The organism is Mycobacterium sp., from assembly GCF_035640695.1.
Lineage (GTDB): Bacteria > Actinomycetota > Actinomycetes > Mycobacteriales > Mycobacteriaceae > Mycobacterium.
Window position 1 is genome coordinate 1 of sequence record NZ_DASQVQ010000052.1, and the last position, 13,014, is coordinate 13,014.

Sequence of the window (13,014 nt, forward strand, 5' to 3'; positions counted from 1 at the left end):
GCCGGGCCAATCCAGCCCGACGGGGCTTCGCCGGCGCCCCGGAGCGCTGCTTATGACCGTTTCACCGGCGTGAATGGCCTCCAGTGCGGCCACTAACTCCCGCGCCGGCAGGGTCTTAGATAAATATCCGTGCACGCCCAGTCGCTGGGCACCACGGACAAGCTCGGGATGGAAATTCCAGGTGTACACGACAACTCGGCGTGCGCGCCGATTGGCAACCAAAGCAGCAATCTCGTCGTGATCCGACTCCGGTTGAGCGAAGGAGTCATACAAAGCGATGTCGACTGCATCGACAACGGGCTCATTCGAGTCGAGCTCGGCGATCATGACGCGGTCGGAGTATTGGTCGAACATGTTCGCCACGCCCCTGACTACCACGTCGTAGTCGTCGACGAGTGCGACGGTGATCGGAGTCTTCGGGCGCTGTACCACGCGCCGCAGATTACCTCCCTAGGGGTGTATCAGACACCCTTTCAGGCTGATTGAATCTGTAGGCGTCGGGTAAACCGTCCGATACGTCCCGGTCCAAGCGAGCCGTCGGCGCGACCTAGAGAAAGGCTGACCGCCATGATCATCTTGGGAATCATCCTGTTGATTGCCGGATTCCTGCTCAAGATTTCGATTCTGTGGACCATCGGCATCGTTGTGTTGGTTATCGGCCTGATTTTGGCCCTCTTGGGAGCAGCGGGACGCAGCGTCGGTGGGCGCCGCCACTACTTCTAGCGGTGAATCCGCCGTCCTGTCTGGTCGGGGCGTTCCCGTAGTTCTTAACCGAGCTGTGTGCCCGCGAGCTCGTCGGCTGAAGCCGCAGTCGTTGTTTCTAGAGGACGGGTTCGGGTATCCGGATCGAAGGTCCCCAAACGAATGAGGAGGTCCGAAAATGCCTACTTGGGGATGGATTCTCGTTGCAGTCGCTGTCGTAATCATCGCGTTGGCGGCGGTCCTTGCTGTCCGCTCGGCCAGCCGCAGACGAACAGAGCGGCTCAAGGACCGGTTCGGTCCGGAGTACGAGCGAACTGTGGACCATTTCGGCCAAGAGCGGGCCGCGGAGAAGGAACTCACCGCCCGCGAACGAAAGCGAAACAAGCTCGACATTGTCGCGCTCTCGCCCGAGGCGCGGGAGAACTACGCCGCGTCTTGGCGCAAGGTGCAGACGGCGTTCGTCGACGATCCAGCGAGCGCCGTACGGGATGCGGACAAGCTGGTCGCACAAGTTATGCGTGAGCGTGGCTACCCGGTCGACGACTTCGACCAACGGGCGGCCGACATTTCTGTCGATCACCCCCACGTCGCGGAGAACTACCGAACTGCCCACATGATCTTCCTGTCCCAAGAGAAAACCAGCGTCGGCACGGAGGCTCAGCGCGAGGCATTTGTGCATTACCGCGCGCTCTTCGACGAATTGCTCGAAACCCATGAAGACCGTGCCGCGGCAAGAGAAACGAACAAGCCGAAGGAGACCGCATGACGTCACCACAGCATCCGTCCACGGCGAATGAATCCACCGAACGCAGTCGCTCGGCAGCGCAAAACATGGATGCAGGCGAGCCTAGGACCGATACTTCCTCCGGCACCACGTCCACCGGGTCATCGATGGAAAATCGCGAGGCATCGGAGATGCCCGACCAGTCGCTCGATGCACGCTATGCAACCGAGCACCCCGAGGCGTCCACGGCGAGCACCGGCGCGGCGTCCGATTCTCCAGCCACGAGCGCGGAATCCTCAGCCCAGCGCACCGGCACTTCGCAAGACGAAACGCTGTTCGGCGAGCGTGAGCTTTCAGCCCTGCGATCGCGCTGGGCCGATGTCCAGGCACGTTTTGTCGACGATCCCAGAGAGTCTGTCCACAAGGCCGACGGGCTCGTCGCGGATCTCGTCCAGCAGCTCACCGCCGGCTTCGCCGAGACCCGCTCGCGACTGGAAGAGCAATGGGCTCGAGGCGAGGAGGTTACGACGGAGAACCTCCGCGTCGCGCTGAGGCGCTATCGCGACTTCTTCGAGAGGTTGCTCGCGGTCTGAGGAGACTTGCAAAGTCGGCGGCGGGCGGCGCCAACTGGTGGCTGCCGGCCGACTGTCCGTCAAGGGATGGCTGCGTGAAATCGCCGACTGGGCTGGGAGAACAGCGGCGACGACATAGTCGTGGCGCATTCCCGGGGAGCCCTGGCGCCATGATGTGCCGGGCAAGGTAACCAATTAGCCGGATGTAGATCAGCCGGTCGCCCTAAGGTGCACTCATGAGGTGGCCCAAGGACGCCCTCAAGAAATCTATTAAAGGCATATTCCTGGCAACCCTGCTGCTCGCCGCCCAGGAGAATGGCAAGCCACTGAATGAAGCAGCATGGATTCTGCTGGGCGCAATCCTAGTTACGGTCGTCGATGCATACGCATTCCATATCTCCAACCGCCACGATGACGGTGCGCTCGCCTATGTCCGTAACCTCATCGGAGGCGTTATGCAGGATCTGCCGCGCGTCCTCGGAACTCTGCCGACGCTGCTGTTTCTTCTGCTAGCGGCGATGTTTCACTGGCGGCCCGAGCGCCGCAATCCGGATGGCAGTTTGAGTGTTGGCTATGACACGGTAGCGCTGTACATCAACGTCGTGTTGCTATTAATCGTCGGAACTCTTGCCGCTTACCGAAGTGGGTCTTCGGTGCGCGGAATGATTTTGATTGGGCTCTTAAACGCCGCTCTCGGTCTGCTCATTGTCGCCCTCGAGGTGGAACTCCAGTAAAGACCCAACGATGCAGCAACCCAATCTTGACGGGCACCGCAACCGGTGGTGATCGCGATGTGCATCGGGCACATTGCCGAAACAGGAACCCGACTCAATCGAAACGCGGTCGGCGACAGGAGGTCTGGGGCCGGCGTCGCGGGTATCGTCGTGGATGACACCCACCGAGCGACGGACTCATCTGGTTGGCGAGTGGTGCACGACATCAGCATGCGCGCCGCTGCGGATCCGTACACACGCGACTCGTCAAGACGCCGAAAGACCCGTCCGCAGACCAGGATAGGGCTGCTGTGCTCGGCCAATTTATCCGTCGTACAGCGGCCGCTGTACCCGCGATGCGACAGTTATATTGACCGGTTCTCCGGGATTCCGGTCGATGTATCTGCCGTAACTCAAACAAATTGGCGCGAGGGGAGGCCGGCGTGCTAGCTGTTGTCGGCGCCGCGGCGGTGTTCTCGGATCTTGCACAACGGCAGTTCACGGCGTACGGCCCGTCGTACTGGGTCGTCATCGCTGTGTTCGCGATCGGTTCTGCGCTTCTCGTCTGGATCGGACGCTCGCAGACCGAATCGCAAGCTCGGCGCCTCGGCCGCATCCTTGCGCTGCTGACTGCCGCGACTTACGGCTCGATGCTTGTCTATTCACTGATCCCGCCCACCATCGGCAGGTCGGTGCCACTGCGCCTGACCGATCTCGCGACCGTCGCTGCGGCCTACGCGTTGTGGTCGCAGCGACACTGGCCCTTCGCACTCACGTACTACTGGGGCCTGACTCTGAGCACACAGGCGTTGATCTCACCGGTTCTGAACAGTCCAGATTTCCCCAACTACGGGTTTCTCGCCTTTTGGGCCATTCACCTGCTCGTCGTCTGGGCAGCCATCTACCTCACGTGGGGCCGTGGGATGCGGCCTCGGTGGCGCAGCTACCGCACCGCGATCATGGTCACCCTGGTGTGGGCGGCCGCAACGTTCACTTTCAACAGCATCGCCGGAACCAACTACGGCTTCCTCAACGGAAAACCCCATACCGCAAGCCTGCTGGACGTACTGGGCCCATGGCCCGCGTACCTGCTGACTGCGGCAACGCTCATACTCATCGTGTGGGCCTTGATGACCTGGCCATGGGAGCGAACAGGGCGACGCGCTAAGGAACCGCCACAAACACTCCGGTAAATGCCAGGCCCAGGGAGACGACCCGAACCACGAAGCGCGGCCAGCGACACCGCCCGAAACATTGAATCGATGAATTTTGCTTCGTCGGACAGTCGACACATGGGAAAGCAGCTGGCAATGGCTGTACGGATTGGAGACTCGCACGATGACGAACAAGACTGGTCCCGCGATGACGAACGAAACTGTCAACGCTACGGCCACCATCAAGGCTCGAGCCGAGAACGTGTTCGCGGTCCTCGCGGACCCAACCACTCATGCCGCGATCGACGGCACGGGCTGGGTGCGCGAGTCTATCGATGGGCGGCGCCTGACGAGGGTGGGTCAGATCTTCCGGATGGCGATGTACCACGACAATCACCCGAATGGTAGCTATGAGATGGCGAACAAAATTGTGGTGTTCGACCCGCCTCACGCCATCGCCTGGGAGCCGGGTCAGGATGTTGCCGGCGACGGCAATCTTCAGTTCGGCGGTTGGGTCTGGCGCTACGACCTCCGCACCCTCGACGAGTCCGAAACTCAGGTCAAGCTTTCCTACGACTGGTCGACAGTGCCGCAGTACGTTCGGGAGCACATTCAATTTCCACCTTTCAACTCAAACCATCTCGACAATTCGCTGAGTCATCTGGCCGAGATCGTTGCGAGGTAGATGGCGATTAGCCTCGGGACTGAGCGCTTGTAGCCGACCTTCGAAACAGCCGGTTGGGCGGTATGTTGGTGCCGCTGAATTGACTTAGGCCTCAAAAGCATTGAGGCATCGATGCCGCAAAGCCGGGAAGATAGACAAGCCCTGTGGGGCGTGTCATGAGATCGACCCTCACGCGCGGCACCAATGTGGAGCGTTGTGCCGCAACATGTTAGGGAATTTGCAGCGGTCTGCCGGTAATGCTGCATGTCCTACCACGGGACCAGCCTGTGCCGTGCGGGCTGTGCGCTGAGGCGAAGGTTGGAAAATCGCTCGGATAGTGCGCGCAGCGCCGTTCCTTCCGCGGTCCTGGCTATCTTCAGCGTTCCGACCACGCCGTGATGCCGAGAAGAAGAACCAAGCCCCCTGCCCGCCGCTGACGGGCCTAGGCAGAAGACGTTTGTCCGATCCAGCAACAGACCCCGCCATGATCAATCGCGCAATGCGCAACGCCCTATTTCGGGCACCCTATGTCGACGTAAACGGTGCGGAGGGTGCCCGTAGCGTCTGCTGTGTTGATGTTGTTGACCCAGCACTGGTCCAAGGAGACGCGAGGATAACCGGTGACCCAGTTGATCCGGACGTCGTAGCCCTGGGCTGCTAGGTCATTGAGGGTGTCGCGTGCGTTTTCGGAGCCTGCTTGCGGCAAAACTCCTGATCCCGCAACGGCGATCGGCGCGACGGCAATCGATGCGGTGGCCCCCGCAGAAACGAATAGTGCGAAATATCGCGACTTGACCGACATGGCGGGTCCTCCTGACGCCGAGGCTACTGTGGCCTATTTTCCAAGGATCCCCCGGAACTCACGCCGACAACGGGCTACAAGCAAGTTCACATTGGGTTGCAAGTAGGCTCCAAACCTTCTCCAGCCGACTGGGGGTCGAGCGGTTCAGCCCGTTGCGCGGCCGCCGGCGCTACGTGTTCGCTGACTTTGAACATTTCCAGTTGTACGGTTCTACGAATGTCTCGACGCGGCTGGTGGCACGATTGTGGATGCCGCACCTGGGCCGATGACACATAGCCAACCTGACTACACATGGATGGTGACAGGTCATGGATGAGTCGGCGAGGCTGCATCGCCGGCTTCCCGCGGCCAAAACGGTTGGAGGAGTTCTCCTTTGAGGCCAACCCGGCCATCGATCCTGCGGTCATCGGCCAGCTGGCGACCTGCGCATGGGGCAAGTCTGGACACCCGCTGTGTTTGATCGGTGACTTCGGCACCGGCAAGACCCACCTGCTCATCGCGATGGGCACCCTGGCCGCCGAAGCCGCTACCGCGTTCGCTACACCGTGGCCCGCAAGCTAGTCAACGAACTCGTCGAAGCCGCCGACGACTAGCAGCTGACCAAGCTGATCAACCGCTACGGCCGAGTCGATCTGATCCTGGTCGACGAGCTGGGGTACGTGCAGCTGGATCGCCGCGGCGCAGAACTGCTGTTCCAAGTTCTCACCGAACGCGAGGAGCGCTCGGCCATCGCGATCGCCTCCAACGAGCCTCACATTCGTGGACAAAGACATTCACCGACCCGCGTTAGTGCGCCGCCATTTTCGACCGGCTGACGTTCGCCGGGCAGATCATCGAAACCGGCAGCGCCTCCTACCGGCTCGCCCACGCCCGCAACGCCCGCCCGGCAAGCTGACTGCCCAGATTGCTGGTGCCCCCGGCGCTACCAGCGGGCCCCAGCTGCTGGCCGGTCAGCGCCGTGTTGGTGCTCCGCTTCGGCCAGCGCGGCCAGCCGCATCATGTCCCCGCGCAGTGCGTCGGTGCGGTCGACGTGTGCGGGTATCAGCACCGCGACCAATCGGGATAACCACAGCGGCATCGAGACGCCCTGGAACGCCTGATTTAGCCGGGTGCCAGCCGCAGTGGGCTCGAGCCGGAAGTGCCAGGCGGTCGCATCACCGGGACCGCCGGAGGTTATATAGCCGAACTCGCGGGGCTCGTCGTACGTGAAGACGGTGCATGTCCGCGACCATCGATACCGTCCGCTGCGGTTGGTCCCGCGGAATCGCCGGCCCAGCGCCGCCGGTGTCGCACCGGCGAGGAACTTCACCCGCCGGCACTCGTGGCTAAATTCCGGGGTGCGCACTGGATCGGCGACCACCTTCCACACCGCCTCAATCGGGGCGGCCACCTCCACGCTGACCTGCCCACTGGTTTTCCGGCGCAGCCGGGTGTGCTGCGGCAGATACCAGCAGCGCCATGCACGCCGCTGATAGCTGCGGGTCGTGAAGGTCTCGATCGCCCATGCGACCGGCTTGGGCACCACCGATCGGACCACCGCACGGTCCTCCTCGCTGGCCTCGTCGAACAACCACAGCGCGGTGAAGGCCAGCTCGGCCGGCTTCAGCGGACTGACGGCATAGGCCTGTTCAATAGCATCCCATTCGGCCTTGGTCACCGCCGCCGACACGACCGGCAGCATCTCGGTCTCCTCGCGCTGCAAATGCGGTAGCATCACCGCCGCCAGCTCGTTCAGCGCGGTGACCAATTCGATTCGCGCAGATGGGTCTTCGATGTAGCAACGGGCCTTGTCGATGAGCTTGTCGATCGCCGGCATCAACGCGTGGTGGTCGGCGTCCATCGCGTCGAGAATCTGAGCTGCCTGTGGGACACGTTGCCGCACAAGCGGATACAGACCGTCGTCCTCGGTTCGATGGTGGCCGTGCAAGAACTGCATCATCCACACCAGATGCTTGCCTATTGCGGCGCGCTGGCTGGGGTCGGGATAGGGCCAGTGCGTCAGCGCCGACTCCGCGCGAGCGATGTCGCGGCGCAACGCGTTGTGGACGATGCCCATCATCCGGGTATCCGCGGGCTGGGTGTCGGCTGTCATTGGTCGTGCGTCCTTGCCCTTCTAGCGCTTGCTTCTAGTGAAGCCGAGTTCGTCGAATCGCGGTACCCGCTGCCCGCGTCGCCGCGCCTCGGAGCCCAGCCGCCGCCGCAGCCGCCGACCCGCCGACATCAGGTACACGGCCCGCCGCAGCGGGTTGGACGGAAGGATGAAGTCGTTGAGCGCTCGCTCCGCCTTGAACTCGATGTATTCACCGACATTGCGGCAGTGCCCCGTCACGGTAGTGTTTTCTTGGCTTTCGAAGGCTGGCCCATGTGTATGGAACGTCAGGCAGGCTGGGCCATCGACGAGTTCGATGCCAGCGGGTGGGCGCATCCGGAAGCCGCTGGGGATCTGCTCGGCGTCCCGCACGCGCAGTGGCAGCGGCCAGCCGTCGGGTGTGACGCTGGTCAGCACCGGCATGCCGAGCCGGTCGAGCGCACCGCGTATCCGCACCCGCCAGTCCGCCGGTGCGCGGGTGTTCCAGGACCCGGCGCCGCGTCCGACCGGCGCGGGATCCGACGGCGCCGCGGTGGGCGGGGTCTGCGGCTGCCAGAGCTGCGGGGGCTGGTCGAGATTCCCGCCCGGCCACCACAGCACCCGCGCCGGAGTGACCTCAATCCAGATGCGGACCCAGTACCACGCCATCCGACGCAGCATGGCAGTGGGGATGCTGTCGAAGGCTTCCGGTAAACGCGCGGCGACTTCGGCCAGATAGCGGACGGAATTGGCACCCAGGTCGGCGTCGCGCACGGTGGCCAGGCCATGGATCACGAATGTCGCGGGCTCGGCAAGCCCGGAGCCGAGTGGCTGCGAAAACGATAGCGACACTTTGGGATTGCGGCGAGCCCGCTCGGCCTTGAGCGGGTAGGTGAGGCCAGTAGCCACATCGATGCTGCGCCCATTGCTGCCTAGATACGGCGTGACCGGCCAGGTGATGGGCGCACCGCGGCGGTCCAGCGACGCGAATTCCGTGGCGATAAACGCGGCGGCCTGGTCGCGGATGGTGGGCCAGTCCAAGGCGGCCTGGGTGTCGGGAATGGTCGCCATGGCAACCTCCGGAGTATGCTTAATTAAAGCTATGCATATTGAATAGAGTTAACTATAGGGACATGGTCAGATAATGTCAACGACTTCCCGGCCCGGCCGGCGCCGCAAGTACGACAACAGTCGTCGCCGCGCCGACGCCGAGGCGCGTCAGCGCAGGATCATCGACGCGGCGACGGACCTATTAGTTGAGCAGGGTTTCGGTGCCACCTCGATCGACCAGATCGCTGCTGCGGCCGACGTGTCGTCACCAACCGTCTACGCGACGTTCGGCTCCAAGGCCGGAGTGCTGGCCCGCGCGATCGACGTCGCATTGGTCGGTGACTATGAAGACATCCCGCTGGTCGACCGGGCGCTGAGCCTCATCGAAAAGTCCGGCACCCGGGAACTGCGGCAATGTGCCGCGGTTGCGCACTTCATCCGCACCCTCAATGAGCGGGTGGCACCTCTGATCCGGGTGATGGAACAGGCGGCCTCCACCGATCCGGCTCTTCAGGAGCTGCGCACAAGACTGATGGGCGCGATCCGCGCCGACTGCTCGGTGATCGTCGAGAAGTCTTGGCGGACCACGCTGCGGCCCGGGCTCTCCGAGGACGAAGCCACCGATGCGATGGCGATGATGCTCTCGCCGTATGTCTATTCGATTCTTACCGTCGATTGGGGTTGGTCGCTGGATCGCTACCAGCAGTGGCTTGCCGACGCGTTGCCCCATCTGCTCCTACGGCCGGAACTCTTGCGCGAGTAGCCCGGCCGAGGGGACGAGGCTCACGGTGACGCCGTCGATGGTCGTGCGGGCGAGGAGTTACCGGGGTGAATCGGCCGTGACGGCTTCGGCAGGTCTTCAGCGTTTCGCGCCGTGGTGTTTCCCCCAGAGCACGAAGGCTTCGAGGGCATCGGCGCGCGGCCGGTAGCTCATGGGCAGCCTCCGCTGGTCCCATGGCTTGGCGAACTCAGCGTAGAAACTGTTCGGTTGGAAGTACTTGTGCCGGTCGTCCACGAGGTAGGGCGCGTAGTCCTCGCGGGTGACAAGAAAGACGACCTCGTCGGGTTCGCAGTTGTAGAGCGCCCCCAGACACATCGGGCACGGATGGGCAATGGCGTAGATCGTGCTTCGGATCAGATGCTCCGTGGCCAGCTTTCGGCACGCCTCGCGGATGGCGAGAATCTCCGCGTGGGCTGTCGGGTCGTGAGTCTGAGCGACGCGGTTCGTGGCTTCGGCGAGGATCTCACCGTCTTTGACAATGACAGTCGCGAACGGCAGCCCGCCCTCGGCTACGTTGTCGCGAGCGATGTCGATCGTGCGTTGCGCAAAATCCATCACACGGAGCGCCTCCTCGAAATCGACGTCAGCCGACCGGCTCCGGGCGTACTGGGCAGCCTGGAACTTCCTCCAGCCGTGCCGGCCCAGTTCCTTTGGTCGGGTCGGTCTTCCAGGGCCAGTCGTTGGACCGGAACGGGGCGAGGGTCGGCAGCAACGCTTTCCGGCCCCGTTTTGCCATCTCGCGCTCGATCGCCGCCTGGCCGCCGCCACCAAGAAGCTCCACGTCCATCAGGAAGAAGTCACGGAAGAAGATCATGCTCAGGGAGCGGTCGGCGATGATGCGGGCCAGCGAGTCGAGCAGCTTGTCGGCGCTGGTCTCGAACTCCGGCGTCTCGATGAGCAACAACCGGTCGCCCATCGTCTCGGTGCCCATGAATTGGGCGAGAATGGTGAAGATAATGTTGTTCTGGCGCGTCGCGTAGATCGTGTTGCTGACCGCGTATGCGCGCTCCCAGTCGTCGCCCAGGTCGTCTTGCCAGTTTTCGAGGACTGACATCCAGTGGCCCACCTGGGTGGCCGAGGCGAGGCCGATCGTCTTGACCGACAACGGCGTGGTGCCGCGGATGTACTCCTCAAGGTCCGTATAGGCGTAGCCGCCGGTGGTGAGGCACTGGTCCATGAAGGCGAGATTGCGTTGCAAAATGCCGCGCAGCACGGAGCGGTCGTCGTCCGGAATCTCCAGAGCGTCCAGACTGTCCAGGGCCGTCTGGTTCTGCGTCCGGTACGTCTGAAGCGGCGCTCGCCACAGTTGATTTGTGTACGGATCAGACAGATACGGCGCCACGATCTCGTAGATGGCCATCGAGCTGTGGCCCACCGACTTGGCGAGCTGATAAACGATCGGCACCGGCGGGGCCACTTCGGCTGGCTGGCCGGGCCGGCAGAGGATCATCTGGCCGCCCTCGCCGCTGAACAACGCCAAAATGATGGGCACCCGCTCGCGCATGTTCTGCTTGAACGCCGCGAGGGATGCGTCGTAGATCTGCATCATTGACGCATTTAGGGCCAGGATCGCGTGCTCGGCGACGACGCGCGCGCTGGCTGGCGGCCCATCGAGGACGACTGGGCGCATGAAATCCGGGATTGCGTTGCTGATGGGTTCGGCCATCGACGTCATTCCTTCCGTTAGGGCGTGTCCTGTGTCGTTACGGGTTGGCGGCGCTCAGCTTTGTGGCTCCCGAAACCGTGCGTAGACGGCGTTCGCCAGCGCCGGCGCCACGGGGTTGACGCAACTCTCGGCGATGCCCTTCGTGCGCGTCGGCCCGACAGCGTCGGCCGAGTCGACGAGAAGCACTTCGGTGCGCGGAATTTCGACGTGGTAATTTTCGGTGAGGAGGAAGCGGATCCCTTGTGCCACAGCGACTTCGAGCTGACGACGCACCTGCACCGGATTGATCACCACACCGGCGTCGGGCGCGTGGACGCTGTCGAGGATGCGGATGTCCGCTGACGCCACTGGGTTCCCGGTCGCTGGGATGGCCGTCGAACAAGCTCGACGATCGTGCTCAGATCCACCTCGACCCCTCTCCACAAGGTGGGTACCGAGGAAAGACTATATGCGGCGATGTCAGTTTGCGGAGCAATATGGGACTCGATCATCATTATTCGCTGTGGTATAGCTGTGAGCTTAGGAAGCCGGAAAGCGATGTAATCGGACGCGCGCCGACTCGTCGCTGGACCGGCGCGGCAGATATTCAGAAAATGTTCTAGATTTGCTCAACGACCGCACTGGGGCCTACAGCTAACCTGTGTCCCTGCGTTCGAGCTGCAACGTGATGCTGTGGCCGGTCGACGATGCCGTCCGAGCAATCCGACCTTCTCAAGGCCTTTGTCGTCAGGGCTTCAACGGCGGCGGACCGCTCGAAATATCAAACGTATTGCGGCCCAACGTCGGCGCTTCAAAGTCATGGCTCAACTGGGATGGCGATGTGTAGCACCGTCCCGCGTCCGGGCGGGCTGGTGATCTGCATATCGCCGTCGAGCACTTCGACACGGTCTTTCAGTCCGATGAGCCCTGATCCCTTGCGGGTATCGGCTCCACCGATGCCGTCATCATGAATCAACAGTTCAAGCCTGGTGCCAGAGGTTCTTGCGCACACCTTCACCTGGGAGGCGTGGGCGTACTTGGCGGTGTTGGTGAGGGCCTCGGCCACCACGTAATAGGCGGCGACCTCGACGGTTTCGGGTACGCGGCGCTCGACAGCAACCTCGAGCGTTACCGGAACCGGGCAGCGGCGGGCCAGATTCCTCAGCGCGGCAGCGAGCCCGCCTTCGGACAGAATCGCCGGATGAATCCCGCGCGAAATCTGCTGCAGTTCCGCCGAAACACCGGTCAATCCCGACACGACGCCCGACAGTTGCTCCCGAAGGTCGTGCCGATCGGGCGGCACGGAATCCTGCGCCAGGCGCAGCTGTAACCCCAGTGACACCAGCCGCTGTTGGGCCCCGTCGTGCAGGTCGCGTTCGATCCGGCGTCGGGCGTCATCGGCGGCTGCCACGATCCTCGCGCGGGACGCGATCAGCTCGTCGCGGGTGGCGGCGTTGGCGATCGCGGTGGCGACCAGATCGGCGAAGTCGCCGAGGCGCTCCTCGGTGTCCGGCGGCGGCGGCTCGGGCGCGCTGGAGCCGATGCCGGCCATTCCCCACACGCGCCCGTCGACGACGATGGGGGCGCCGATCGCGTTATGAATGCCGATCTCCCGGACGCGTGCAACGGCCGGACCGGTCGCGTGGCCGATCTCGATGCTGTCCTGCCGGGCCGGTCGGCCGTTGTTCAATACCTTCGCGAGGAGGTTCTCGCCCTTCAGGGGCACGCGAAGGCCGACCGGCGCACGTGGATCGGGGTCGGGGTTGGTGGCGAGAAGACTGGCATAACCGTCGGGTTCGTACCGCCACACCGCCGTCAGTTCGGCACCTATGCAGTGCGTCATTTCCTGGGCCACTGCTTTGAACAGCTCACTGGGATCCACCCCGCGGGCCACCAAGGTAGCCACCCGCCGCAGCGCGGCCTGCTGCCTGGCGAGCTCACCGAGCTGGTGGCGCGTGGCAGCGTTGGCGATGGCGGTGGCGACCAGATCGGCGAAGTCGCTGATGCGGGCCTCGGTGTCGGGCGGCACTGGCTCAGGTCCGATCGATCCGGTGGTGGCCGTGCCCCACACCTGGCCCCCCACGATGATCGGCACCCCCACCATCGATTGAATGCCCAGCGCGCGCAGGTGTTCGGCGA

13 protein-coding genes and 3 pseudogenes are annotated in these 13,014 nt (G+C 63.4%); 8 read left to right on the top strand and 8 right to left on the bottom strand.

The annotated features are described in order from the left end of the window. Window positions 1–432: pseudogene (locus VE759_RS06220) on the bottom strand (DNA-binding response regulator); the annotation flags it as partial. 135 nt (window positions 433–567) lie between these two features. Here VE759_RS06220 and VE759_RS06225 point away from each other — a divergent pair. The 6 genes from VE759_RS06225 (at window position 568) to VE759_RS06250 (ending at window position 4,550) form a co-directional block, all read left to right on the top strand. Then, the gene (locus VE759_RS06225; RefSeq protein WP_324929265.1) at window positions 568–723 is read left to right on the top strand and encodes a DUF6131 family protein; all 156 of its coding nucleotides are present in this window, start codon (window positions 568–570) and stop codon (window positions 721–723) included. A 157-nt stretch (window positions 724–880) separates the two neighbouring features. Beyond that, window positions 881–1,468, top strand: a complete 588-nt coding sequence (locus tag VE759_RS06230) for a hypothetical protein (protein WP_324929266.1) — start codon at window positions 881–883, stop codon at window positions 1,466–1,468. Beyond that, window positions 1,465–2,019 (top strand): hypothetical protein, encoded by a 555-nt coding sequence (locus VE759_RS06235; protein ID WP_324929268.1) that lies wholly within the window; start codon window positions 1,465–1,467, stop codon window positions 2,017–2,019. The genes VE759_RS06230 and VE759_RS06235 overlap by 4 nt, the downstream gene beginning before the upstream one ends. A gap of 215 nt (window positions 2,020–2,234) precedes the next feature. After that, the gene (locus VE759_RS06240) at window positions 2,235–2,732 is read left to right on the top strand and encodes a hypothetical protein (RefSeq protein WP_324929270.1); all 498 of its coding nucleotides are present in this window, start codon (window positions 2,235–2,237) and stop codon (window positions 2,730–2,732) included. A 422-nt stretch (window positions 2,733–3,154) separates the two neighbouring features. Continuing rightward, window positions 3,155–3,904: a TIGR02206 family membrane protein gene (locus VE759_RS06245; RefSeq protein ID WP_414687843.1), complete on the top strand. Its 750-nt coding sequence runs from the start codon at window positions 3,155–3,157 to the stop codon at window positions 3,902–3,904. Between the two features lie 169 nt (window positions 3,905–4,073). Then, entirely contained in the window at window positions 4,074–4,550 is a 477-nt protein-coding gene (locus VE759_RS06250; RefSeq protein WP_324929285.1) for a polyketide cyclase, read from the top strand. Between the two features lie 490 nt (window positions 4,551–5,040). Here VE759_RS06250 and VE759_RS06255 read toward each other — a convergent pair whose 3' ends face one another. Next, window positions 5,041–5,331, bottom strand: coding sequence for a hypothetical protein (locus tag VE759_RS06255; protein WP_324929272.1), 291 nt, complete (start codon window positions 5,329–5,331; stop codon window positions 5,041–5,043). A gap of 318 nt (window positions 5,332–5,649) precedes the next feature. On the opposite strand from VE759_RS06255, the pseudogene VE759_RS06260 reads away from it, so the two are divergent. Continuing rightward, a pseudogene (locus VE759_RS06260) lies at window positions 5,650–6,226 on the top strand (ATP-binding protein); the annotation flags it as partial. 27 nt (window positions 6,227–6,253) lie between these two features. Here VE759_RS06260 and VE759_RS06265 read toward each other — a convergent pair. Both VE759_RS06265 and VE759_RS06270 read right to left on the bottom strand, forming a co-directional pair. Beyond that, on the bottom strand, window positions 6,254–7,423 hold the full coding sequence (locus tag VE759_RS06265; RefSeq protein WP_324929274.1) for a hemerythrin domain-containing protein: 1,170 nt from the start codon (window positions 7,421–7,423) through the stop codon (window positions 6,254–6,256). A 21-nt stretch (window positions 7,424–7,444) separates the two neighbouring features. After that, window positions 7,445–8,470 (bottom strand): hypothetical protein, encoded by a 1,026-nt coding sequence (locus VE759_RS06270; RefSeq protein WP_324929276.1) that lies wholly within the window; start codon window positions 8,468–8,470, stop codon window positions 7,445–7,447. A gap of 73 nt (window positions 8,471–8,543) precedes the next feature. On the opposite strand from VE759_RS06270, the gene VE759_RS06275 reads away from it, so the two are divergent. Beyond that, complete coding sequence (locus tag VE759_RS06275; RefSeq protein ID WP_324929278.1) at window positions 8,544–9,212, top strand: helix-turn-helix domain-containing protein; 669 nt, start codon at window positions 8,544–8,546, stop codon at window positions 9,210–9,212. 96 nt (window positions 9,213–9,308) lie between these two features. On the opposite strand, the gene VE759_RS06280 is transcribed toward VE759_RS06275, so the two are convergent. From VE759_RS06280 to VE759_RS06295, 4 genes and pseudogenes are all read right to left on the bottom strand, one after another. Next, complete coding sequence (locus VE759_RS06280; RefSeq protein ID WP_324929287.1) at window positions 9,309–9,785, bottom strand: nucleoside deaminase; 477 nt, start codon at window positions 9,783–9,785, stop codon at window positions 9,309–9,311. Window positions 9,786–9,813: 28 nt separating this feature from the next. Further along, a complete protein-coding gene (locus tag VE759_RS06285) occupies window positions 9,814–10,896 on the bottom strand; it encodes a hypothetical protein (RefSeq protein ID WP_324929280.1) in 1,083 nt (360 codons plus the stop codon). A 54-nt stretch (window positions 10,897–10,950) separates the two neighbouring features. Beyond that, a pseudogene (locus tag VE759_RS06290) lies at window positions 10,951–11,238 on the bottom strand (molybdopterin cofactor-binding domain-containing protein); the annotation flags it as partial. Window positions 11,239–11,692: 454 nt separating this feature from the next. Further along, the coding region (locus VE759_RS06295; RefSeq protein ID WP_324929281.1) for a GAF domain-containing sensor histidine kinase at window positions 11,693–13,014 on the bottom strand (1,322 nt) is incomplete at its 5' end.

What these genes read in the sequence shown, in the direction of transcription:
- VE759_RS06240 (WP_324929270.1), top strand. Translation starts at nt 2,235, where the DNA reads ATGAGGTGGCCCAAGGACGCCCTCAAGAAATCTATTAAAGGCATATTC.
- VE759_RS06275 (WP_324929278.1), top strand. Translation starts at nt 8,544, where the DNA reads ATGTCAACGACTTCCCGGCCCGGCCGGCGCCGCAAGTACGACAACAGT.
- VE759_RS06265 (WP_324929274.1), bottom strand. Translation starts at nt 7,423, where the DNA reads ATGACAGCCGACACCCAGCCCGCGGATACCCGGATGATGGGCATCGTC.
- VE759_RS06255 (WP_324929272.1), bottom strand. Translation starts at nt 5,331, where the DNA reads ATGTCGGTCAAGTCGCGATATTTCGCACTATTCGTTTCTGCGGGGGCC.
- VE759_RS06270 (WP_324929276.1), bottom strand. Translation starts at nt 8,470, where the DNA reads ATGGCGACCATTCCCGACACCCAGGCCGCCTTGGACTGGCCCACCATC.
- VE759_RS06280 (WP_324929287.1), bottom strand. Translation starts at nt 9,785, where the DNA reads ATGGATTTTGCGCAACGCACGATCGACATCGCTCGCGACAACGTAGCC.
- VE759_RS06235 (WP_324929268.1), top strand. Translation starts at nt 1,465, where the DNA reads ATGACGTCACCACAGCATCCGTCCACGGCGAATGAATCCACCGAACGC.
- VE759_RS06225 (WP_324929265.1), top strand. Translation starts at nt 568, where the DNA reads ATGATCATCTTGGGAATCATCCTGTTGATTGCCGGATTCCTGCTCAAG.
- VE759_RS06285 (WP_324929280.1), bottom strand. Translation starts at nt 10,896, where the DNA reads ATGGCCGAACCCATCAGCAACGCAATCCCGGATTTCATGCGCCCAGTC.
- VE759_RS06250 (WP_324929285.1), top strand. Translation starts at nt 4,074, where the DNA reads ATGACGAACGAAACTGTCAACGCTACGGCCACCATCAAGGCTCGAGCC.
- VE759_RS06230 (WP_324929266.1), top strand. Translation starts at nt 881, where the DNA reads ATGCCTACTTGGGGATGGATTCTCGTTGCAGTCGCTGTCGTAATCATC.